Source organism: Massilia atriviolacea, assembly GCF_003953935.1.
Lineage (GTDB): Bacteria > Pseudomonadota > Gammaproteobacteria > Burkholderiales > Burkholderiaceae_D > Telluria_A > Telluria_A atriviolacea.
Map to the genome: position 1 here is coordinate 392651 of NZ_RXLQ01000004.1, position 22031 is coordinate 414681.

Genomic DNA, 22031 nt, shown 5'->3' on the forward strand with positions numbered 1-22031 from the left:
GCGTTCTACCTTTTCCGGGTTGAAGGAAGTGCTTTGCCATGCAGGTCCAGGCTGCGCGCGGGCAGGTCGACCATGATGCTGCTTGCGCCGGTGCCGGCGGCATCCTGCGCAAGTATCAGCTTGTACTTGCCCCTGGCGATGCGCCAGGTCTTGGACGGGCCATCGAGCACGGCCAGCATGCGCGGCTCCACCGTCAGGGTCACGTCGCGGCTCTCGCCCGGCTGCAGGTCGACCTTGTCCCAGCCGGCCAGGCGCCTGGGCGCTTCCCAGCGCGCGTCGAGCGGGGCGACGTACAGCTGCGCCACATCCTTGCCGGCCACCTTGCCGGTGTTACTGACCTTGAAGCGCACCTGCAACTGGCCGTTCCTGTAGTCGCCCACCAGTCCCGAATACGCAAACTCGGTGTACGACAGGCCATGCCCGAACGGGAACAGCGGCTTGTGCTTCTTGAGGTCGAACCATTTGTAACCGACCGCCGCGCCCTCGTGATAATCGACGGTGAACTGCATCTGCGGCCTGGCCGGGTCGCCATCGAGCACGGGACGCGGCAACTGCGCCAGCGATGCCGGGAAGGTGGCCGGCAGGTGGCCGGACGGATTGACGTCCCCGAACAGCACGCGCGCGATCGCTTCGCCGCCGCGCGTGCCCGGATACCAGGCTTGCAGCACGGCGGCCGCCTGGTCCAGCCACGGCATCAGCACCGGGCCGCCCGTCTCCAGCACCACCACGGTGCGCGGATTGGCGCCGGCGACGGCCGCGATCAGCGCATCCTGCCTGTCCGGCAGCGACAGGTCGACCGCATCGTTCGCCTCGCCGATCCAGTGGGTGCCGAACACGATCGCCGCGTCCGCCGAGGCGGCCAGTCGCGCCGCCGCCGCCGGGTCGGCGCCGCTGTCGAAGACGACCTTGGCGCCCGGCGCGAGTTTGCCGATTTCCGTCACCGGCGCGGAGGGGTGGTACACCACCGGTCCGGGCCAGGTGGCCGGCAGCAGTCCTTTGACGGCGCTGCCGCCGATCGGGTACACCTGCGACGAGCCGCCGCCGGACAACACCCCCTTGTCGGCATGGCCGCCGATCACTGCAATCGTTTTCACGTCTTTGCGCAAAGGGAGCGTGCGATGCGCGTTCTTGAGCAGGACCATGCCTTCTTCGGCATCGAGGCGGCTGACCAGGCCATGGGCGGCGAAGTCGATCGCGCCGTCCGGCTTGACCGGATGGTCGACCACGCCCTTGTCGAACATGGCGAACAGGATGCGGTACACCATATCGTCCAGGCGCGCCTGCGGCACGGCGCCGGTCTTGACCGCTTCTTCCAGCGCGCCCGCGAAGTAGGGCGACTTGTCGAATTCGGAGCCGGACTGCTGGTCCAGGCCATTGTTGGCCGATGCCACGGTGCTGTGCACCGCGCCCCAGTCGGACATGACATAGCCCTTGTAGCCCCAGTCCTGCTTGAGCACCTCGTTCAGGAGCCAGGCGTTCTCGCACGCGTACGGACCGTTGACGCGGTTGTAGGCGCACATCACCGAACCCGGATCGCCCTGTTCGATCGCCAGCTGCATGGCCAGCAGGTCGCTGGTGCGCGCGGCCACGTTGCCGATGCGCGCATCGAGTTCGGTGCGGCCGGTTTCCTGGTTGTTCAGCGCAAAGTGCTTGATTGTCGAAATCAGGCGATTGGACTGGATGCCCTTGATCGCCTGGCCCACCATGATCCCGGACAGCAGCGGGTCTTCGCCGGCGTATTCGAAATTGCGGCCGTTGCGCGGATCGCGCATCAGGTTCACGCCGCCGGCCAGCATCACGTTAAAACCCGAGGCGCGCGCCTCGTAGCCGATCATCGCGCCGCCCTGGTAGGCAAGCCTGGGGTTCCAGGTGGCCGCCGTGGCCAGGCCGGACGGCAGCGCGGTGCGCTCGCGCGGATTGGCGCTGGCCTGCGAAGCTACGCCGATGCCGGCATCGGTCTCGAACAGCGCCGGCAGGCCAAGGCGCGGCACGCCGGGAATGTAGCCGGCCGACGACGGCAGGGCCGCCGCGATCTTGATGGTTTTCTTGGGGGCGAAATCGGCGCCGAAGTAGCCGTACACCCATTGCAGCTTTTCTTCCTGCGTCATTTCCTTGAGCGCCAGGGTGGCGCGCTGCCCGGCGCCGAGGGTGCGGTCCAGCCAGGGCTTGGGCGTGTCGGCGGCGCCGGCCCACAGCGGCAGCGCGGCCGCCATCGCCACGGCCAGGGCGTGTTTGCTCAGGGTGTTCATCGTGCTGTCTCCTCTTTGTATTGACCGGCTCGGCGCCTGGAAAGGTCGCCGGCCGGTTTATATGGATGAGGTGAGTGTGCATGCGGCGCATCGGCCGGTCAAACAAAAAATGGCACTTTCGACCATGTTTAGCCGTGATCGCTAAACACGCGGGAGGCCGCGCGCGGGGCGTCGCGCCCGGCGCGGCGGCCGAACCCGCCCTGTTTAGTAAAACCCGGCTAAACTGTTTGCAAACCGGACCAATCGTTTGACCATGGGATCATCGATATGCAAGACTCTCAGCATAAAAAGGCATCTGCCCCTGGAGAAGCTTGTGACCCATCCGACCCCGTTTTTGCAAACAGCGCTGCGGAACGCGAGCGTTCCGTTCCGATGAGCGCCGCCAGCCCATCGAACGTCACCATCCGCGACATCGCCAAGTTTGCCGGCGTCTCGGCGGGGACCATTTCGCGCGCGCTCAAGAACGAGCCGGGCCTGACCGAGAGCACGCGCCAGATGGTGCTCTCGGCCGCCCATACACTGGGCTACGATTTTGCCAACCTGCGGCGCAAGCGCATGCGGCGCCTGACGTTCCTGCTGCACCGCCAGCACAACACGGCGGCCAGCAGCCCGTTTTATTCGCCGGTGCTGCACGGCGCCGAGGAAGCCTGCCGCAAGCAGGGCATCGTGCTCTCGTTCATGGCGGTCGGTCCGGCCGACGGCGTGACCGAGCAGTTGCGCATGCACGCGCCGGACGCGGTGGTGTGCGCCGGCTTCTTCGAACCCGAATTGCTGGGCGCCCTGCGCGCGAGCGGCAAGCCGCTGGTCCTGATCGACATGAAGCTGCGCGGTTACAGCTCGGTCAATCCGGATAACTTCATGGGCGGCTACCTGGCCACCAGGCACCTGATCGGCCTGGGGCGCACCCGCATCGGCATGATTTCGGGCTCGCTCGGCCACTACAGCGTGCGCGAACGGAACAAGGGCTACCGCCAGGCCCTGTTCGAGGCGGGCATGCTGGCCGATCCGCGCCTGGAAGCGAGCCTGCCGGACGGCGTCGACCTCGAAACCGGCGCCTGCGAAGCGATGCAGTCCCTGCTGGCCCTGTCCAACCCGCCGGACGCGGTGTTCTGCTACAACGACAGCGCCGCCCTGGTGGCGATGCGCTGCTGCCTGGCGGCCGGCCTGACGGTGCCGCACGACGTGTCGATCGTCGGCTTCGACGACATCTCCAGCGCGGTGCTCGGACACCGCCCCCTGACCACCCTGCGCATCGACAAGAAGCAGCTCGGCGCGATGGGCGTGGAACTGCTGCTGCGCGACCAGCAGGAGGCGCCCGTGGAGCAGGTCGCGCCGGTGGAACTGATCGTGCGCGCCAGCACCGTGTGCGACGACTTCGGGCCGCACAGATAGAACGAGCTTCCCTCACCGACCGGTTAAACCATTTCGCAACGCGGCCTGCCGGCCCGCGTCCGCACGCTGACGAACACCCCTTTTTTTTGACAACGAGACCTGACGATGGCCCCCGATTTCCGTTCACGCGACACCCTGCTCGATCACATTCGCCACACCAAACGCTTCTACGATCCGCGCTGCGTCGATCCGAGCGGCGGCTTCCATCACTTCTACAAGGACGACGGCACCGTCTACGACGCGCAGACGCGCCACCTGGTGAGCAGCACGCGCTTCATCTTCAATTACGCGATGGCGTTGCGCCAGTTCGGCGATCCGGCCGACCGCCAGCGCCTCCTGCACGGCATGGACTTTCTGCGTGTGGCGCACCGCAACCCGGCCACCGGCGGCTATTGCTGGCAGCTGCGCTGGGCCGACGGCAAGGCCGAGGTCACGGACGCCACCAACCACTGCTACGGCCTGGCCTTCGTCCTGCTGGCGTATTCGCACGCGCTGATGGCCGGCGTGGAAAAAGCGCGCCTGTATATCGCGGAGACCTTCGCCCTGATGGAGCGCCATTTCTGGGAGCCCCAGCACGGCCTGTACGCCGACGAAGCGAGCGCCGACTGGTCGCAGCTGGCACCGTATCGCGGCCAGAACGCCAACATGCACGCCTGCGAAGCGCTGATCAGCGCCTTCGAAGCGACCGGCGACAAGGCCTACCTTCAGCGCGCCGAAACGCTGGCCCGCAACATCACCGTGCGCCAGGCCGCGCTGTGCGACAACAGCGTGTGGGAACACTACCACCAGGACTGGTCGGTCGACCATGACTACAACCGCCACGACAGCAGCAATATCTTCCGCCCATGGGGATTCCAGCCCGGCCACCTGACCGAGTGGAGCAAGCTGCTGCTGATCCTGGAACGCCACCAGGCGCATCTGGCGGGCGACGGCGCCTGGCTGCTGCCGCGCGCCTGCGCGCTGTTCCTGCAGGCGATGGACAAGGCCTGGGACGCGCAGCACGGCGGCATCTTCTACGGCTTCGCGCCGGACGGCAGCATCTGCGACGGCCACAAGTACTTCTGGGTGCAGGCCGAAAGCCTGGCCGCCGCCGCCCTGCTGGGCGCGCGCACGGGCGAGGCGGCGTACTGGGACTGGTACCAGCGCATCTGGGAATACAGCTGGACCCATTTCGTCGACCACCGGCATGGCGCGTGGTACCGCATCCTCAGCCCGTCCAACGGCAAGCTGACCGACGAAAAAAGCCCGGCCGGCAAGGTCGATTACCACACCATGGGCGCCTGCTACGAAGTGCTCAACGTACTCAAGGACTGACATGAACGGAGCGACATTCCCGATCTTCGTTGCGGCCGGCGAGGCGCTGACCGACATGATCGCCGAAGCGGGCCAGCAGCACTGGCGCAGCCAGGTGGGCGGCTCGACCTGGAACGTGGCGCGCGTCATGGCGCGCCTGGGCGTGCCGAGCGCGTTTGCCGGCGCGGTCAGCCGCGACGTGTTCGGCGACCAGCTGTGGGACGCCAGCGTGGCCGCCGGCCTGGATGTGCGCTTCGTGCAGCGCGAGGCGCGTTCGCCGCTGCTGGCGATCGTCTACCGGACCGACCCGCCCAGCTATTTTTTCGTCGGCGACGACAGCGCCGACCTGCACTTCGACGCCGCGCGCCTGCCGGACGGCTGGCGCGCGCACTGCAAGTGGGTGCACTTCGGCGGCATCAGCCTGGCGCGCGAGCCGCTGGCGGGCAAGCTGGTGGCGCTGGCGGCCTCGCTCAAGGCCGATGGCGTGAGAATCAGCTACGACCCGAACTTCCGCGCGCTGATGGACCAGCGCTACGACGCCACGCTGCAGCGCATGACGGCGCTGGCCGATGTGATCAAGGTGTCGGACGAAGACCTGGCCGGGCTGTTCCGCACCAGCGAGCTTGAGAGTGCCTTCGCCACCCTGCGCAGCTATAACCCGGGCGCGAGCTACCTGTACACGCGCGGCGCGCAGGGCGCGTCGCTGCACATCGGCGCGGACAGCTGGCATGCGGCCGCGCCGCGCATCGCGCTCGTCGACAGCGTCGGCGCGGGCGACGCCAGCATCGCGGCGCTGGCCTGGAGCCTGTTGCACCAGCCGCAGCGCGTGCCGGCCGATCACCTGCGCTTTGCGGTGGCCGCGGGCGCGGCGGCCTGCCAGTCGGCCGGCGCGGCGCCGCCCTCGCTGGAGGCAATTGCGGCGCTGATGTAAGGCTCAGGGCTGCGCGCGTGCAAAGCGCGCGGGCGGCAGGCCGACGTGGCGGGTAAAGGCGACGCTGAACGCGCTGGCCGAGGCGTAGCCGACCCGTGCGGCCACCTCGGCCACCCCGCCTTCCCGGCGCCGCAGCAGATCGCTGGCCAGCGCCATGCGCCAGGCCAGCAGGTAGGCCATCGGCGGCATGCCGACCGCGCGGCTGAAGCGCTCGAAGAAGGCGGAGCGCGACAGGGCCGCTTCCTTCGCCAGCTGCGCCACGGTCCAGGGGCGGGTGATATTTTCGTGGATGCGGCGCAGCGCCAGCGCCAGGCGCTCGTCGGCCAGGCCGCGCAACAGGCCCGGCGGGGCCGCGGTGCCGGCCGAGCAGCGCAGCGCTTCGATCAGCAGCACCTCCAGCAGGCGCGCCAGGACCGGGTCGCGCGCGGGCCGCTGCGCGCGCGATTCGTCGGCGACCAGCCGCACGAGGGTGGCCAGGCGCGCCTCGCCGCGCACATGCACCAGCTGCGGCAGCAGCGACACCAGCAGGGCCGCATCGGGCGAGCCGAACACGCAGTGCCCCACCAAAAGCAGGACATCGGCCGGCGCATCCTGCGCGCCGAGCCGGACCTGGCCATCGAGCAGCGCGACCGGCGTGGTGTCGGCATCGCGCGCCGGCGGCGGCGTCCCGCTCGACATCGTAAATCCGGACACCGAAGGGATCAGCACGAAGTCGCCCTGCGCCAGCGCGACCGGCGCGCAGCCATCGACCTGCAGGCGGCAGGCGCCGTCGAGCAGCACGCAATAAAACGGCTGGCCCGCACCGGCGCGCCGCAGCCGCCAGGCGCCGGCGCCGCCGACCACCTTGGAAAACGGTGCGCGCGGCTGCAGCAAGGTGACAACCTCGGCGAGTGGATCGACCATGAACCGGACTCCTGCACATGAAAACTGGACTGGCGATTGTAGCAAGTCCGGCCCCATCCCTCTACAGTGGATGCACTGCCAACCACCTACAGGAGTCATCATGAACACCGTCCTCATTACCGGCTGCTCGTCCGGCTTCGGCCTGGAAACCGCCCGCCACTTCCTGGAACGCGACTGGAACGTCATCGCCGCCATGCGCACGCCGCGCGCCGATGTGCTGCCGCCGTCGCCGCGCCTGCGCATCGTCGCGCTCGACGTCACCAGTGCCGACAGCATCGCCAGCGCCATCGGCGCCGCCGGGCCGATCGACGTCCTGGTCAATAACGCCGGCATCGGCATGCTGGGCGCCCTGGAAGGCACGACCATGACCAGCGCGCGCGAGGTGTTCGAGACCAACACCCTCGGCACGATCGCGATGACGCAGGCGGTGCTGCCCCGGTTCAGGCAGCGCAGGTCCGGCGCGATCGTCAACGTCAGCTCGAGCGTGACCTGCGAGCCGCTGCCGCTGCTGTCGGTGTACACGGCCAGCAAGGCGGCGGTGAACGCCTTTACCGAGTCGCTGGCGCTGGAACTGGCGCCATTCGGCATCCATGCGCGGCTGGTGCTGCCGGGACGCGCGCCGCAAACCCGCTTCGGCGAGAATGCCCGCGCGCGCATGGAAGGCGCCATCCCCGACGCCTATGCCGACCTGGCGCAGCGCGTCTTTGCGGGACGGAGCGCATCGGCGGCGGTCACGCTGGCGCAGGACGTGGCCGACGCCGTGTGGCGCGCGGCGACCGACCCGGCGGCGCCGATGCGCATCGCCGCCGGCGCCGACGCGCTCGCCCTGGCCGGATCGCAGCGCTAGCCCGGCGCGGCGGGCGCCGGTGCGCGCCGCGCTACAATGCCTGACCGGTCCCCGAGAAAGCGCCGCCCATGCCCGTCAACTACGCCAGAAGGCTTACCGCGCCAAGCCGCTCCAGCCACGCCAATGCGCACCTGGGCTACATGCTGGCGTTCGTGGCCGGCGCCATCAACGCCGGCGGCTTCCTGGCGGTGAAGCGCTACACCTCGCACATGACCGGCGTGGTCTCGGCCATGGCCGACGACCTGGTGCTGGGCGCGCACGCGCTGGTCTGGACCGGCCTGGGCGCGCTGCTCGCCTTCATGGCCGGCGCGGCCTGCACCGCGATCATGGTCAACTACGGCCGCCGCCGCGCCCTGCATGGCGAATATGCGCTGCCCTTGATGCTCGAAGCGCTCCTGCTGCTGTGCTTCGGCCTGCTCGGCGCACGCCTGGCCGGAATCGACGGCCTGTTCGCCTCGGTGACGGTGATGCTGCTCAGTTTTATCATGGGCTTGCAGAACGCCCTGATCACCAAACTCTCGCGCGCCGAGATCCGCACCACGCACATCACCGGCATCGTCACCGACATCGGCATCGAACTGGGCAAGATGATGTACTGGAACCGCGCCGCGCTGGAACCGGTCGCCGGCAACCGCAAACGCCTGGCCGTGCTGGGCACGCTGGCCTGCTGCTTCTTTCTCGGCGGCATCGCCGGCGCCTTCGGTTTCAGCCGGCTCGGTTACGTGGCGACGGTCCCGCTGGCGCTTGCACTGATGAGCTTGGCTGTGCTGCCGCTGCTGGACGACATTAAAAATCTTGCAACACGCAAGCCTTAGCGCGCCATCGCCAGAAAAACGCCGCGCGCATGCGGCCCGATCATAAGACGGAGGCGTGCTCGTGGTAAGCTTCGACCCCGCACCGTGCCGTCATCCGGTCCGACTTTTCTGATAACAACACAAACTGCTTCATGGACATAACTCTCGCACTCGCGCTTAAAGCCATCATCATGGGCCTGGTGGAAGGATTCACCGAATTCCTGCCGATTTCCTCGACCGGCCACCTGATCCTTGCAGGCAGCCTGCTCGACTTCACCGACGAGAAAGCGAAAGTGTTCGAGATCGTGATCCAGGCCGGCGCCATCATGGCGGTGTGCTGGGAATACCGCGCGCGCATCGCCTCGGTGATGAGCGGGCTGACCTCCGACCCGAAGGCGCAGAAGTTCATGATCAACCTGATCGTCGCCTTCCTGCCGCTCGCGCTGCTCGGTCTGGTGCTGGGCAAGATGATCAAGTCGGCCCTGTTCAAGCCGGTGCCGGTGGCGATGGCCTTCATCATCGGCGGCTTCATCATCCTGTGGGTGGAGCGCCGCAACAGGCTCCATCCGCCGGTGGTGCGGGTCGAAACGGTGGACGACATGACCCTGCTCGACGCCTTCAAGGTCGGCTGCGCGCAGGCGGTGGCGCTCATTCCCGGCACCAGCCGCTCGGGCGCGACCATCATCGGCGCGATGATGTTCGGCCTGCCGCGCAAGGCCGCCACCGAATTCTCGTTCTTCCTCGCGATCCCGACCCTGCTGCTGGCCACCGTGTATTCCCTGATCAAGGAACGCGACGTGCTGTCGATGGCCGACCTGCCGCTGTTCTCGATCGGCTCGATCGCGGCCTTCATCTCGGCCTTCCTGTGCGTGCGCTGGCTGCTGCGCTACATCAGCACCCATGACTTCACGGTGTTCGCCTGGTACCGGATCGTGTTCGGCATCGTGGTGCTGGCCAGCTCGCACTACGGATGGGTCGTTTGGGCGGAATAATGGACGCAGATCTCTCGGCACGCGCACTCGACCAGCTGCAGACGGTCTTCGGCTACCCGGCCTTTCGCGGGCAGCAGAAGGAGATCGTCGAACACGTCGCCAGCGGCGGCGACGCGCTGGTGCTCATGCCGACCGGCGGCGGCAAGTCGCTGTGCTACCAGATTCCGGCGCTGCTGCGCGACGGCGTCGGCGTGGTGGTCTCGCCCCTGATCGCGCTGATGCAGGACCAGGTCGACGCCCTGGCCGAAGTCGGCGTGCGCGCCGCCTTCCTCAATTCGACCCAGACCTTCGAGGAGTCGATGCGCATCGAACGGCTGGTGCGCACCGGCGAGATCGACCTGGTCTACGTGGCGCCCGAGCGCCTGATGACGCAGCGCTGCCTGGACCTGTTCCAGGCCTCCAGGATCGCCCTGTTCGCGATCGACGAGGCGCATTGCGTGTCGCAGTGGGGACATGACTTCCGCCCCGAGTACATCAAGCTGTCGATCCTGCACGAGCAGTTTCCGGACGTGCCGCGCATTGCGCTCACCGCCACCGCCGACCAGCAGACGCGCGCCGAAATCGCGCTGCGCTTGCAGCTGGGCGACGCGCGCCAGTTCGTGTCCTCGTTCGACCGCCCCAACATCCGCTACCAGATCGTCGAAAAAGGCAACGGGCGCAAGCAGCTGCTCGACTTCATCAGCACCGAGCATGGCAGCGACGCCGGCATCGTGTACTGCCTGTCGCGCAAAAAAGTCGAAGAAACCGCCGACTTCCTCAACGAGAACGGCATCCGCGCCCTGCCCTACCACGCCGGCATGGACTACCCCAAGCGCAGCGCCAACCAGGCCCGCTTCCTGCGCGAGGAAAGCATCGTCATGGTCGCCACCATCGCCTTCGGCATGGGGATCGACAAGCCCGACGTGCGCTTTGTGTGCCACCTGGACCTGCCGAAAAGTATCGAGGGCTATTACCAGGAGACCGGACGCGCGGGCCGCGACGGCCTGCCGGCCAGCGCCTGGATGGCCTACGGCCTGCAGGACGTGGTGCTGCAGCGGCGCATGATCGACGAGTCGGAAGCCGACGAGACCTTCAAGCGCGTGCTGTCGATGAAGCTCGACGCCATGCTGGGACTGTGCGAGACGCTCAGCTGCCGGCGCGTGCGCCTGCTCGAATACTTCGGCGAACAGTCCACCCCGTGCGGCAATTGCGATACCTGCCTGATTCCGCCGGTCTCCTTCGACGGCACGGTGCCGGTGCAAAAACTGCTGTCGGCGATTTACCGGGTCGACCAGCGCTTCGCGGCCGGCCACGTGATCGACGTGCTGCGCGGGGTCGAGACCGACCGCATCAAGCAGTGGCACCACGATTCGCTGTCGGTGTACGGCATCGGCAGCGAGCGCACCGAGGCCGAGTGGCGCGCGATCCTGCGCCAGGCCATCGCGCTCGGCCTGATCACGGTCGACCATGAAGTCTACAGCTCCCTCAAGCTGACCGACGCCGCGCGCCCGGTGCTCAAGGGCGGGCAGAAGGTGCAGCTGCGCCAGTATCAGAAGCCGGTCAAGCAGAAGCGCGCGCCGGGCGTGTCGTCCAAGACGCATGTGGAGATGGAGCTGTCCAAATCCGAACAGGCGATCTTCGAGAAGCTGCGCTGGTGGCGCGTCGAGACCGCGCGCGCGCACAACGTGCCGGCCTACGTGATCTTTGTCGACGCCACCCTGCGCGAAATCGCCAAGGCCAAGCCAGGCTCGCTGCAGGAACTGCGCGGCGTGACCGGCGTGGGCGAGAAGAAGCTGGTCTCCTACGGCGACGAGATCGTCGCCATCATCATGGAAATGAGCTAAAGCCTATTCCGTCACCGCCTGGCGGTAGCGTCCCGGCGGCGCGCCGAGCGCCTTGCTGAAGCGGTGGCTGAAGTGACTCAGGTCGGCGTAGCCGCAGGCGGCGGCAATCTGCTGCAAGGGCAGCTTGCCGGCCTTGAGCAGGACGCGCGCGCGCTCGATGCGGCGCTGCGCCACCCAGCCCGAGGGCGGCATCCCGAACGAGACGCGGAACATGCGCGCCAGGTGAAACTCCGACATGCACGCCAGCTGCGCCAGCTCGCCCAGGGTGATCGGCTGCGCCAGGCGCTGCTCGATGTAGTCGGCCAGGCGGCGCCGGACCAGCGGCGCCAGGCCGCCGCGCAGGCGCGGGTCGCGCCGCACGATGGCCTGCGAACGAAGCAGTTCGCTCAGGGCGTCGTGGGTGGTCTCGTTGGCGCGCAGCAGCTGGCCGGGGTCTTCCCACGACTGCCCGACCAGGGCCTCGCACAGCTGCACGATGCGCGGATTCTCGAAGTAGGTGCGGTCGGCCAGGGTCAGTTCGCGCGGTTCGCGGTCCAGCTCCAGCACCGCGCGCCGGGTGAAATGCTCGGGCATGAAATATACGTGCAGCAGGCGCAGATGGTCGCGCACCACCCATTCAGATTCGTGCCAGTCGGGCATGGAGCACAGGCGCTGCGGCGCGCCGTAGCGGCCCGGCACGCCGGCGCGCTCGGTGCGGTAGCCGCCGCCCAGGTAGCACGACAGGGTATGGTGGCCCGGCTGCACGTAGCTGGTGACGGCTTCGCGCGTGTCGCGGCGCCAGATCGCCGCGGCCATGCCGTCGCCCAGCCACGCGAAACGTTCGAGCGTGGCGTCGGTGCCGTACATGGTGTTGAAGACGGCGTGCGAGATGGGCAAAGGGCGTGAATCCATGCTGAAAAGTCTAGCATGGCGGGCGCGCAATCGACGCCCGCCCCTGCAAAGTGCGCAAGATCAGACAAATGGCGCCGGCCCGGCCGGGGCAAGATGGCGCCATGAATATCTTCCTCTACTTCCTCACCGTCCTGATCTGGGGTACCACCTGGATCGCCATCACCTTTCAACTCGGCGTGGTGCCGGCGCCGGTATCGATCGCCTACCGCTTCTGGATCGCCAGCGCGGTGCTGATGCTGTTTTTGATCGCCACGCGCAAGCCGCTCTGGCCGCCGCGCAGCGCCTGGCGCTACCTGCTGGCGCAGGGACTGGCCCTGTTCTGCTGTAATTTCCTGTGTTTTTACTATGCCAGCCAGTGGGTCCCGAGCGGGCTGGTGGCGGTGGTGTTTTCGACCGCGCCGATCTGGAACGCCATCAACGGCCGCCTTTTCATGGGACGCCCGATCCGGCCCCAGGTCCTCGGCGGCGCGCTGCTCGGACTGGGCGGGATCGCCCTGCTGTTCCTGCCGCAGATGCGCAGCCACTGGAACGACAGCGGCATGCTGCTCGGCCTGGCCCTGGCGCTGCTGGGCACCTTGTGCTTCTCGACCGGGAACCTGCTGTCGTCGCGCATGCAGTCGCTCGGCCTGACGCCCTGGCTGACCAATACCTGGGCCATGCTGATCGGCGCCACCATCCTCGGTTGCGGCGCCTGGCTCCTGAACATGCCCTTCACGATCGAACCCGGCGTGCGCTACGCGGCCTCGCTGCTGTACCTGGCCATTCCCGGCTCGGTGGTGGGGTTTACCGCCTACCTGCTGCTGGTCGGGCGCATCGGCCCGGACCGCGCCGCCTATTCGACGGTGCTGTTCCCGGTGGTGGCGCTGAGCGTGTCGACCGTCCTCGAAGGCTACCAGTGGAGCGCCATGGCGGTCGGCGGCCTGCTGCTGGTGTTGGGCGGGAACCTGCTGGCCTTCATGCAGCCCGGCGCGCGCCGATCCAGGTCGCCCGGTGCCACAAGCGTTCCAGCGGCCCCTGGGCGTGGCGCCTGAGCCACCAGGCGCAGAAGGCGCACTGCAGCGCCGCCAGCACCACGCCGATCAAGAGGCACACGCTGGCGCCGGTGACCTTGTACAGGCCCAGGCCGAAGCCGTAGTAGATAAACGAGCCGACGACCGACTGCGTGAAGTAGGCGGTCAGGCTCATTCTTCCCAGGGGAGCGAGCACGCGCAGCGCGCGCGTGAGCGCCCCGCCCTGGTACAGCAGGACGAAGCAGGCCACCAGCACCAGCATCAACGCCACATTCGACCAGGAGGCGACGATGGTGCCCAGCGGGCGGCGCACGGCGGCGCTTGCGACCCAGTCGGGCAGCAGGGTACGGATGGTGTACAGCGGCAGGAACAGCGCGCTGGCGGCAAGCAGCGTGCGGCGCCAGAAGCGCATGGCGTTCGCGCTTGCCGCGAACAGGCCGCGCCGCCCGGCCAGCATGCCGAGCATGAACAGCGCCACGATCTGGAAGACGCGGCCGTTTTCCCAGCTCCAGTGGATCACCGCCAGCTTGCCGTTGGTGAGGTTGCCGGCCCAGGCGCGCAGGACCGAGTCGCCCGCCAGGTAATCGTTGATGCGGCCGAAGTACTGCCACGAGACCGGATCGCCGATGAGCGCATCCGGATGGCGCAGGGCGCCGGCCAGCACCAGCCATTCGTAGGGCTGGAGCATGAGGACGGCGGCCAGCGCCAGCAAGGCGCCGTCGCGCAGGCGCGCCGCCGGCAGCAGGCACAGGCCGAGGACCGCGTAGATGGTGAGGATGTCGCCATGGAAGAACATCGAATTGAGCATGCCGAAGCCGAACAGCACCAGCAGGCGCCAGCCGTAGCGCACCCGAAAATCCTCGCCGCGCTCCTGGCGCGCCTGCGACTGCAGGTGGAAGGTCAGGCCGAACAGCAGCGCGAAGATGGCGTACGACTTGCCGCCGAAAAGGAAGAAGGCCACTTCCCACACGATCTTGTCGAGGGCGGCCAGCCAGGCCGGCGCGCCGGGCACGACGTAGTACAGGTCGAAATGCTCGATGTTATGGAGCAGCATGATCGAGACGACGGCGAAGCCGCGCAATGTGTCGACCACGTCCAGGCGGGGTGCATGTGAACCCATCGGGTTGACTCCTCGTGAAGAAGCGTACCAAGAAATCGTATTCTATTTGGAAACGCTACCACCATGGAGAAAAATAATCGGCGATGCAGCCGGGTCGCCGCACCGCCGGGTGCCGTCTGGCGAGCCGCTTATTTTCTGGTAAACACCAGGTCCCACACGCCGTGGCCGAGCTTGATGCCGCGGTTTTCGAACTTGGTCAGCGGACGGTAGGCCGGCTGCGGCGCGTAGCCCTCGGCCGTGTTTTGCAGCAGCGGCTCGGCGCCCAGCACCTCGAGCATCTGGACCGCATAGTCTTCCCAGTCGGTAGCGCAATGCAGGTAGCCGCCCGGCGCCAGGCGCTCGGCCAGCAGCTTGACGAACGGCGGCTGCAGCAGGCGGCGCTTGTTGTGGCGCGCCTTGTGCCACGGGTCCGGGAAGAACACGTGCACGCCGGCCAGCGAGCCGGGCGGGATCATCTGGTTCAGCACTTCGACCGCGTCGTGCTGGATCAGGCGCAGGTTGCTCAGGCCCTGTTCGCCGATCTGCTTGAGCAGGCTGCCGACGCCGGGCGTGTGCACTTCGACGCCGATGAAGTCCTTCTCCGGCATGCCCTTGGCGATGTGCGAGGTGGTGTCGCCCATGCCGAAGCCGATTTCGAGGATCACCGGGGCCTTGCGGCCGAAGGCCTGTTCGAAGTCGAGCGGCGCCTTGGCATACGCGAGCAGGAACTTCGGTCCCAGTTCTTCCAGCGCGCGCGCCTGGGCGATCGACAGGCGCCCGGCGCGCGTGACGAAGCTGCGGATGCGATGTTCGGTCGGGTCGTACAACATCGGGCGGTTCGGGGTATCTGCGGACATGGGGATGGGGGAAGAAAAAAAGGCCGGACGACATTATATCGTACCGGCCTGCGCTACAGGCGGCGGGCGTGAGGCCTTACATGGGTTTGTCGGATTGGCCGTTCAGGTGCTCCATGCGCGAGATGCCGGCCGAGAGATAGCGTTCCAGCACGCGCGAGCCGCCGTACGCCGCAATCGTGATGCAGCCCGGTTGCAGCAGGAGCGGGATCTCCTGCCACGCGCACAGCGAGTACGTGACCAGGCCGGCCACCAGGGAGACCAGGATATCCTTGGCGATTTCGAGCGGCAGCGACTTGATCGTCACGTTCGGGCTGGCGATCTTTTGCAAGGTGCCGGCGGCGCCGCCGACCAGGGACAGGGTGACGGCGACCGCCACGCCATCGAGCGGGATGCTCGACAGGTCGCTGGCGAAGCTGGTGGCGGCCGATGCGCTGGCGTCCCATGAGGCGAGCAGCCAGGTGGGGGCAAGCCCTTGTTTCAGGTTGAGTAAGGCGCGCATGGGACCTCCTTGAAGCGCAGGTGGGAATCAGGAGCGTCAGCGCCTTCCGGGCTCCGGCGTTCCAGTACATGGGTGTTCGGTGCGCGCCCGGCGGACCGGGCGGGCTGCGGACGTGACGGTCCCGCTGCGGCGGCAACGCCGCCGGCAATGTTGGTGCTGTTCATAGGTGCCTCAGGTCAACTCAACGGTCCGCTTTCGGAGCAAGCGGGCATTTCAGTGCGTGCAGTGCGCAGATGGCGTGAAAGGTGGCGATTTTGCAATCCGCCTGGCCATTCAGAATGCGGCTGACGGTCGGCTGGGTGCTACCCAGCGCCCGCGCGATCCGCATCTCCGTCCACCCCGTTGCTTCCTTGATTTCCCGTAACAGGGTGGAGATTTCTTTATCCATGTACACAGTCTATACGCGCTCGGATAGACTTTCAACAAGAGCACGCTACAAAGCTGAAAAAATCTATTCGCACGTGTATAATTGGCAGCATGACTATCTCAGACCGCCTCACACACGCGATGGAAGAAGCCGGTTTCCAGTCGCAGAGCGCCTTGGCGCGCGCCTCCGGCGTACCGCAGCCGACCATCAACCGCATCCTCAATCGCACTGGCACGCGCGGGCCGGAGGCGGCCACGCTGGCGGCCCTGGCGTCGGCCTGCAAGGTGGCGTTCGAGTGGCTGCACGAAGGCACGGGGCCGATGGCGCGCCGTGGGGCCGGCGCGGACGGCTTGCCCGGGGAGATGGCGCCGGTGGTCGTGGCCGAAGACGGCGACCCGCGTTTCGTGCAGATCAAGATGGTGACCTTGCAGCTGTCGGCGGGCATCAGCGGTTTCCAGACCGATGCGGGGCACGATTCCGGGGCCACCCTGCCGCTCGACCCGGCCTGGGTGGGGCGCCACAAGTTCATCCCGGAGCGGCTGGTGGCCACGCGCGTGAAGGGCCAGAGCATGGAGCCGACCTTGTACGAGGGCGATATCATCGTGATCAACACGGCCGACAACCGGCCGGCGGACGGGGTGGTGTTCGCCGTCAATTACGAAGGCGAGGCGGTGGTCAAGCGGCTCTCGCGCGATGCGGGAGAGTGGTGGCTGGAGTCCGACAATTCCGACAAGCGCAAGTATCACCGCAAGGTCTGCCGGGGCAGCGACTGCATCATCGTGGGACGGGTGGTGCGCAAGGAGAGTGAGCGGATCTGATGTTGTGAAAGAAGGCTGCCATGTTGAAAGCACCCGAGAAATGTGTGCGATGAAAAAATTACGTTCGGCATCCAAGCCCCTCGCCATGGCCCTGTGCGTAGCTAACTTGGGCGCTGGCAAGCGACGCGAAGCAGGGGCCGAATGAAGGCAGCCTGCATCAACGTGGGCAGGTCTGCGCTGGCAATCGTGCTGGTCGATTCGGCCGACACCCTGCCCGAGCGCGGACCGGCAATGCTCACGCGCCTGCAGCCGCATTTTCCTACCCTGCCGATCATGCTGGTGTCGATCGAGGACAATGGCTTTCGCGCGTACGCCACCTTCCAGACCAGCGAACTGCTGGCGCTGGTGCAGCTTGAGCATGTCGAGTTTGTCGAGATCGATGTCGATGCCGGACCCGCTGATGCGGGCGTTTTGCCGTTCTAGCCTGTCACGGCGCCCCGCTTCCCTCGTGGCTCACTTGCCGGGCAAGGACAAAGGCGTTGCGCCGGCCGGGATGTGCGTCTTGAGGCGGCGCAAGGCGGCGCAAGGCGGCGAGGATCTGCTGCACGCTGTGGCCGATCGGATAGGCCATCGCATGTCCTCTGCCCTTTGGGTCGAGAAACAATACTTCGGCCACGCCTGGTCGCGGCGTGCGGTCGCAGCTGGTTTCGTCGGCCGGCACGTCCGCCGCTGCAGTGGCGGACACGAGCAAAAGTAGCGCGAACGAGAGGCAAGCGCGGGCAAGGAGTTTCATGTGGACTTCAGGGATTGACGGATGCCTGCGGTGGGTCCAGAAATGCGTGGAACCGGTCCGCTCCGGCGGCAAGTGTGGATCGGTGCCGGAGTCGGTGGAGCGGGTGAAGGGAATCGAACCCTCGTCGTAAGCTTGGGAAGCTTCTGCTCTACCATTGAGCTACACCCGCGTGCAAGGCATTCTACGCTGGATCGACTGTTACCGACAAGTTTCCCTCGCCTCAAAATGAGGATGGGCAAGGCCGATTGTCTTGTTGGTGCGGCTGGCGGGGATCGAACCCACAACCCTTGGCTTCGGAGGCCAATACTCTATCCATTGAGCTACAGCCGCATTCCTGGTCCGCTTCGGACGCCTGGACGACCTGGACGGTCGCAGGCATTATAAGCTCCCCGCCGCCCTCTACCCAAGGGATTTCGAATCCGTCGTCATCTTGCCCTCAGGATTTCGCGCCCACCCGCCCTTTTCTCCCGGTGCGGGCCGGGCTTGCAAGCAGTCATCCCAAACTTCGGGCCGAGGCCTGCGACTTTGTCGGACCACAAACCCGTGCCAGTCGCCTGCATCGACAATGGGCCGCCGGGCTGCCGCCCGGGCCGTGTAAAGGAGAGCGACATGAGCAAGCGCTTTGCAACATTTCTCGATATGTCGCTGTGGATCAGCGCCATGACGGCGCTCGTGTACCACGTGCGCTTCCTCATGTTCGTCGACTACGAGACAGTGCAGGCGCGCTCGTGGCTCGACCAGGCATTCTATTTCCTCAGCGGACTGGGACACGAGGCGTTCGCCGTCTTCTTCGTCGTCAACGGCATCTTCGCCGGCCTGTTCCTGCGGCGCATGCCGGCGCCGCAGGGCGACCGTGCCCTGCTCGGCCGCTGGTGGCGCTCGCACCTGGCGCTGTTGCCGGTCCTGGCGCTGGGCGGCCTGCTCGACCTGGCCGGCGCGCATTTTCTCAACGGATCGGGCCTGTACTCGGACTTTCCGGCGTTTAGCACGGTCACCCTGAGCTGGAGTGCGTTTCTCGGCAACCTGTTCATGCTGCAACCCGCGCTGGCGCCCACCTTCGGCAGCAACGGCATGCTGTATCTGTATGCCTACCTCTGGTGGTCCTGCTGCCTGCTGGTGCTGCTGCGGCGCGCCTGGCGCAGCCACGCGCCCTCGGACGCGGCGAGCGGCGCGGCGCTGCTGCTGGCGCTGGCGCTGTGGATGCCGTCCACCTTCTGGCCCTGGCTGACGGTCTGGCTGCTGGGCGTGGCAGTGGGCCTGCGCGGACCGTGGCCGCGCCCCCTGCTCCACCCGCTGGCGGCCTGGGCCCTGCTGGCGGCGGCGATCGTGTTTTCGCGCCTCGCGGGAGCCCGCACCGACCTGTTGCCGGCTCCATGGGGAACATGGCTGATGCTGTGGAAGTACGTGCTCGTCGGCATAGGATTTGCCGCCGTCGCCAGCGTGCTCCACCACCGCCCGATGGCCCCGGCGGCGGCCGGCGCGGCGCCCTCCCTGCTGGCCCGCCTGAACCGCCAGCTGGCCGACGGCGCCAGCGTGGCCTTCCTGTTTCATTTTCCCTTGATGATGCTGCTCACCGCACTCGGCGCCGACCTGTTCGGACACCGCCTGATGCAGCAGCCGGGGCCGCTTTGCTATGCGCTGGTGGGCGCCATCGTCGCCCTCTGCTACGGCGCCAGTATTGCGCTGGTGCGCTGCATCGGCGTGCGCCAACTTGCCTGAGGTCCGACCGTGTCCCGCCTCATGACAGCGGCGCCGCCAGTTCGCGCGCCTGGCGGAAACCGTCGACCATCACGCCGAAGGCTTGCGCCTTCATGTCCTCGCCCGGCACGCGCAGGATATACGACGGGTGGTACACCACCACCACCCAGCGTCCCTCGTGCAGGAAGGGCTTGCCCAGCACCTCCTTGAGGGTGGCGTGCGGATTGCCGGTCACCGCCTTGAGCGCGGTGCTGCCGAGGGCAACGACCACCTCGGGCTGGACCTGCTCCAGCTCGCTACTGAGCCAGTAGGCGCAGGCATCGACCTCGCGCTGGGCCGGGGTCTTGTGCATGCGCCGCTTGCCGCGCGGTTCCCATTTGAAGTGCTTGACGGCATTGGTGAGGTAGATCGCGCGCCGGTCCAGCTCGGCCTTGGCCATGGCGCGGTCCAGCAGTTGCCCGGCCGGACCGACAAAGGGCAAGCCGGCCAGGTCTTCCTGGTCGCCCGGCTGCTCGCCCACCAGCATGATGCGCGCCGCCTGCGGGCCGACCCCGCCGACCGCCTGGGTCGCGTGCTGCCACAGTTCGCAGCGGCGGCACTGGTCGAGCGTGGTCGGCGCGTCGCGCTGCGGCTGGGCCTTGTCGGCGGAAATGGGAATGACGGTGCCGCCGCGCTGCCCCACGCTGTGGGTCTGGCCCACCTTGCGCGCCCCGGCCGCCGCCTGCGACACCATCTCGGGCACGACAGCGCCTTCGGGCAGGTTTTTCCAGAAGCGCGTGGGGATGTGCCCGTGCATCAGGTCGGCGTTCAGGCGCGCCGGGTTGAAGATGCTGCGGTAATAGGTGAGCCACAGGGCTTCGCCGGCATCGTCGATGTCTTCGGGGCCGCGCATCAGCGGGCCGGTGCTGTGCAGGGTGGCGCCGTCCCACAGCACGCTGGCCTCGGGCGTGGCGATCATCCAGCTGACCTTGCCCATGCGGCTGGTGAAGTGGCGCGCCACCTGCGGCAGCACGTCGTGGGCCGGTTCGAACCAGGCCACGAAACGGGGCGGGCCGGCGTCTTCGCGCCGTTCGCGGAAACGGATGTAGGCATGCATGTCGTGTTCCTCGCGGTGCACCGCCTTGACCATGGCGTGCAGGCGGGCGCCGTCTTCGTCGGCGGCCGAGAGCACGTCTTTTTCGCCCTGTTGCCAGCGCCACAGCACGAGATACAGGAAGGCCCAGCGGTTCGGCACGCGGCAGCAGGCCGCGCTTTGCAGCATGTCCATCAGCTGGCGCGGAATGCGCATGGTGGACTTGCTGTCCGGTTGGACCGCATGCGCGGCCGCCGGTTCCGCGCCCTGCGAAAAAAGATCGCCATCGTCCTTGTGCGAAATCCATTGCACCGCGTGGGGCGGCACTTTGTGCGCCAGCAAGTCGCGCGCGGCGTGGCGCCATTGCTCGAAGGAATGGACCAGGACCGGACGCCCCGCCGCGGCGGACGCGGCCGCGCTTACGCCGCCTGCAATTCCGCCCATAAATCCAGCTGCCGAGGTGAATGCTCGGCCATCGAGCGGCGCAGGACCTCGGACGCGGTGGTGTCCGAGGCCGGCCGGTAGTCGGCCGTGACGATGAAGGGGGCGATTTTTTTCATGCTGCAGCGCAGGCGGGTCAGGTCGGCGTAGCGGATGCGGCGCAGGCGGCGCAGTTCCACCAGCCGCTTGGCGTTGCGCAGGCCGATGCCCGGAATGCGCGCGATCATCGTCTCGTCGGCCATGTTCAGGTCCATCGGGAAATGCTCGCGGTGCGCCAGCGCCCAGGCCAGCTTGGGGTCGATGTCGAGCGCCAGGTTGCCGGCCGCCGGCAGCAGTTCGGCCGCGTTGAAGCCATAGCCGCGCATCAGGAAGTCGGCCTGGTACAGCCGGTGTTCGCGCTGCATGGGCGGCGGCGCCAGCGGCACGCTGTCGGGGCTCTGCGGGATCGGGCTGAAGGCCGAATAGTAGACGCGCTTGAGCTTGTAGCTGCCGTACAGGGTTTCGGCGGTGTTGAGGATGGTCTGGTCGTCGCTGGCGTCGGCGCCGACGATCATCTGCGTGCTCTGCCCGGCCGGCGCGAACTTGGACGCGCGCGGCTCTTCGGCCTTTTCGTCGAGCTTGCGGCGGATCGAGCCCATCGCCAGCTTGATGGTGTGCACGCTTTTTTCGGGCGCCAGGCGCGTGATGCTGCCTTCGGTCGGCAGCTCGATGTTGACGCTGAGCCGGTCGGCATACTTGCCGGCGGCCGCGATCAGGGCGGCGTCGGCGTCGGGAATGGTCTTGAGGTGGATATAGCCACGGAAGTTGTGGACTTCGCGCAACTGGCGCGCGATCGCCACCAATTGCTCCATGGTGTAGTCGGCCGACTGGATGATGCCGGAACTGAGGAACAGGCCATCGATATAGTTGCGCAGGTAAAAATCGACAGTCAGCTTGACCACTTCATCGACCGAAAAGCGCGCGCGCGGCACGTTGGACGTGCGCCGGTTGACGCAGTACTGGCAGTCGTAGACGCAAAAATTGGTCAGCAGGATCTTGAGCAGGGACACGCAGCGCCCGTCCGGCGTATAGCTGTGGCAGATGCCCATGCCGTTGGTGGCGCCGATGCCGTCCTTGCCCTCCGACGAACGCCTGGGCGCGCCGCTGCTGGCGCAGGAAGCGTCGTATTTGGCCGCATCGGCGAGGATTTCGAGCTTGTCGGTCAGTTCCATGGGCTTGGCGCTCAACTGTATATATATACAGTATGGTACACCATTCCCCTGGCGCGGCGCACACGCTGTGCGCGCCCTGTGCGGGAATGCGACGCCGGCCCGCGGCGGCCG

21 protein-coding genes and 2 tRNA genes are annotated in these 22031 nt (G+C 67.2%); 11 read left to right on the top strand and 12 right to left on the bottom strand.

The window, feature by feature from the left end:
• Nucleotides 1-5: 5 nt before the first annotated feature.
• Entirely contained in the window at nt 6-2249 is a 2244-nt protein-coding gene (locus EJB06_RS09770; protein WP_126073807.1) for a beta-glucosidase, read from the bottom strand.
• 372 nt (nt 2250-2621) lie between these two features.
• Between EJB06_RS09770 and EJB06_RS09775 the strand changes: the two genes are divergently transcribed.
• From EJB06_RS09775 to EJB06_RS09785, 3 genes are all read left to right on the top strand, one after another.
• On the top strand, nt 2622-3641 hold the full coding sequence (locus EJB06_RS09775) for a LacI family DNA-binding transcriptional regulator (RefSeq protein WP_126073808.1): 1020 nt from the start codon (nt 2622-2624) through the stop codon (nt 3639-3641).
• 105 nt (nt 3642-3746) lie between these two features.
• A complete protein-coding gene (locus tag EJB06_RS09780) occupies nt 3747-4955 on the top strand; it encodes an AGE family epimerase/isomerase (protein WP_126073809.1) in 1209 nt (402 codons plus the stop codon).
• A gap of 1 nt (nt 4956) precedes the next feature.
• Nucleotides 4957-5865, top strand: a complete 909-nt coding sequence (locus EJB06_RS09785; protein WP_126073810.1) for a carbohydrate kinase family protein — start codon at nt 4957-4959, stop codon at nt 5863-5865.
• Nucleotides 5866-5868: 3 nt separating this feature from the next.
• On the opposite strand, the gene EJB06_RS09790 is transcribed toward EJB06_RS09785, so the two are convergent.
• Nucleotides 5869-6768: an AraC family transcriptional regulator gene (locus tag EJB06_RS09790; protein WP_126073811.1), complete on the bottom strand. Its 900-nt coding sequence runs from the start codon at nt 6766-6768 to the stop codon at nt 5869-5871.
• Nucleotides 6769-6868: 100 nt separating this feature from the next.
• Here EJB06_RS09790 and EJB06_RS09795 point away from each other — a divergent pair, with 100 nt between their 5' ends.
• From EJB06_RS09795 to recQ, 4 genes are all read left to right on the top strand, one after another.
• Nucleotides 6869-7615 (top strand): SDR family oxidoreductase, encoded by a 747-nt coding sequence (locus EJB06_RS09795; protein ID WP_126073812.1) that lies wholly within the window; start codon nt 6869-6871, stop codon nt 7613-7615.
• 68 nt (nt 7616-7683) lie between these two features.
• On the top strand, nt 7684-8430 hold the full coding sequence (locus EJB06_RS09800) for a YoaK family protein (RefSeq protein ID WP_126073813.1): 747 nt from the start codon (nt 7684-7686) through the stop codon (nt 8428-8430).
• A 137-nt stretch (nt 8431-8567) separates the two neighbouring features.
• The gene (locus tag EJB06_RS09805) at nt 8568-9401 is read left to right on the top strand and encodes an undecaprenyl-diphosphate phosphatase (protein WP_126073980.1); all 834 of its coding nucleotides are present in this window, start codon (nt 8568-8570) and stop codon (nt 9399-9401) included.
• Nucleotides 9401-11224 carry a DNA helicase RecQ gene (recQ, locus tag EJB06_RS09810; protein ID WP_126073814.1) on the top strand — a complete coding sequence of 608 codons (1824 nt, stop codon included), beginning with the start codon at nt 9401-9403 and terminating at the stop codon, nt 11222-11224. Before EJB06_RS09805 ends, recQ begins: the two co-directional genes overlap by 1 nt.
• Nucleotides 11225-11227: 3 nt before the next feature.
• Here recQ and EJB06_RS09815 read toward each other — a convergent pair whose 3' ends face one another.
• Nucleotides 11228-12115, bottom strand: a complete 888-nt coding sequence (locus tag EJB06_RS09815) for a helix-turn-helix domain-containing protein (protein ID WP_126073815.1) — start codon at nt 12113-12115, stop codon at nt 11228-11230.
• Nucleotides 12116-12216: 101 nt separating this feature from the next.
• Here EJB06_RS09815 and EJB06_RS09820 point away from each other — a divergent pair, with 101 nt between their 5' ends.
• Entirely contained in the window at nt 12217-13146 is a 930-nt protein-coding gene (locus tag EJB06_RS09820; protein WP_126073816.1) for a DMT family transporter, read from the top strand.
• Here the strand turns inward: EJB06_RS09820 and EJB06_RS09825 are convergent.
• The 4 genes from EJB06_RS09825 to EJB06_RS09840 form a co-directional block, all read right to left on the bottom strand.
• The gene (locus EJB06_RS09825) at nt 13070-14245 is read right to left on the bottom strand and encodes a DUF418 domain-containing protein (protein ID WP_126073817.1); all 1176 of its coding nucleotides are present in this window, start codon (nt 14243-14245) and stop codon (nt 13070-13072) included. The two genes, EJB06_RS09820 and EJB06_RS09825, sit on opposite strands and share 77 nt — an antisense overlap.
• A gap of 128 nt (nt 14246-14373) precedes the next feature.
• Nucleotides 14374-15054, bottom strand: a complete 681-nt coding sequence (gene trmB / locus EJB06_RS09830; RefSeq protein WP_126073981.1) for a tRNA (guanosine(46)-N7)-methyltransferase TrmB — start codon at nt 15052-15054, stop codon at nt 14374-14376.
• A 103-nt stretch (nt 15055-15157) separates the two neighbouring features.
• Entirely contained in the window at nt 15158-15580 is a 423-nt protein-coding gene (locus EJB06_RS09835) for a phage holin family protein (RefSeq protein WP_126073818.1), read from the bottom strand.
• 181 nt (nt 15581-15761) lie between these two features.
• A complete protein-coding gene (locus EJB06_RS09840) occupies nt 15762-15968 on the bottom strand; it encodes a helix-turn-helix transcriptional regulator (protein WP_126073819.1) in 207 nt (68 codons plus the stop codon).
• 89 nt (nt 15969-16057) lie between these two features.
• Between EJB06_RS09840 and EJB06_RS09845 the strand changes: the two genes are divergently transcribed.
• Both EJB06_RS09845 and EJB06_RS09850 read left to right on the top strand, forming a co-directional pair.
• Nucleotides 16058-16765: a LexA family transcriptional regulator gene (locus EJB06_RS09845; RefSeq protein WP_126073820.1), complete on the top strand. Its 708-nt coding sequence runs from the start codon at nt 16058-16060 to the stop codon at nt 16763-16765.
• 141 nt (nt 16766-16906) lie between these two features.
• Entirely contained in the window at nt 16907-17188 is a 282-nt protein-coding gene (locus EJB06_RS09850) for a hypothetical protein (RefSeq protein WP_126073821.1), read from the top strand.
• A 4-nt stretch (nt 17189-17192) separates the two neighbouring features.
• On the opposite strand, the gene EJB06_RS09855 is transcribed toward EJB06_RS09850, so the two are convergent.
• The 3 genes from EJB06_RS09855 to EJB06_RS09865 form a co-directional block, all read right to left on the bottom strand.
• A complete protein-coding gene (locus EJB06_RS09855) occupies nt 17193-17498 on the bottom strand; it encodes a hypothetical protein (RefSeq protein WP_126073822.1) in 306 nt (101 codons plus the stop codon).
• 95 nt (nt 17499-17593) lie between these two features.
• A tRNA-Gly gene (locus EJB06_RS09860) sits at nt 17594-17667 on the bottom strand.
• A gap of 85 nt (nt 17668-17752) precedes the next feature.
• Nucleotides 17753-17828: transfer RNA gene (locus EJB06_RS09865), tRNA-Arg, on the bottom strand.
• A 279-nt stretch (nt 17829-18107) separates the two neighbouring features.
• On the opposite strand from EJB06_RS09865, the gene EJB06_RS09870 reads away from it, so the two are divergent.
• Nucleotides 18108-19217 carry a hypothetical protein gene (locus EJB06_RS09870; RefSeq protein ID WP_126073823.1) on the top strand — a complete coding sequence of 370 codons (1110 nt, stop codon included), beginning with the start codon at nt 18108-18110 and terminating at the stop codon, nt 19215-19217.
• Between the two features lie 19 nt (nt 19218-19236).
• On the opposite strand, the gene EJB06_RS09875 is transcribed toward EJB06_RS09870, so the two are convergent.
• A complete protein-coding gene (locus tag EJB06_RS09875) occupies nt 19237-20712 on the bottom strand; it encodes a UdgX family uracil-DNA binding protein (RefSeq protein WP_126073824.1) in 1476 nt (491 codons plus the stop codon).
• The gene (locus tag EJB06_RS09880; protein ID WP_126073825.1) at nt 20688-21920 is read right to left on the bottom strand and encodes a putative DNA modification/repair radical SAM protein; all 1233 of its coding nucleotides are present in this window, start codon (nt 21918-21920) and stop codon (nt 20688-20690) included. The genes EJB06_RS09875 and EJB06_RS09880 overlap by 25 nt, the downstream gene beginning before the upstream one ends.
• Nucleotides 21921-22031 lie beyond the last annotated feature (111 nt).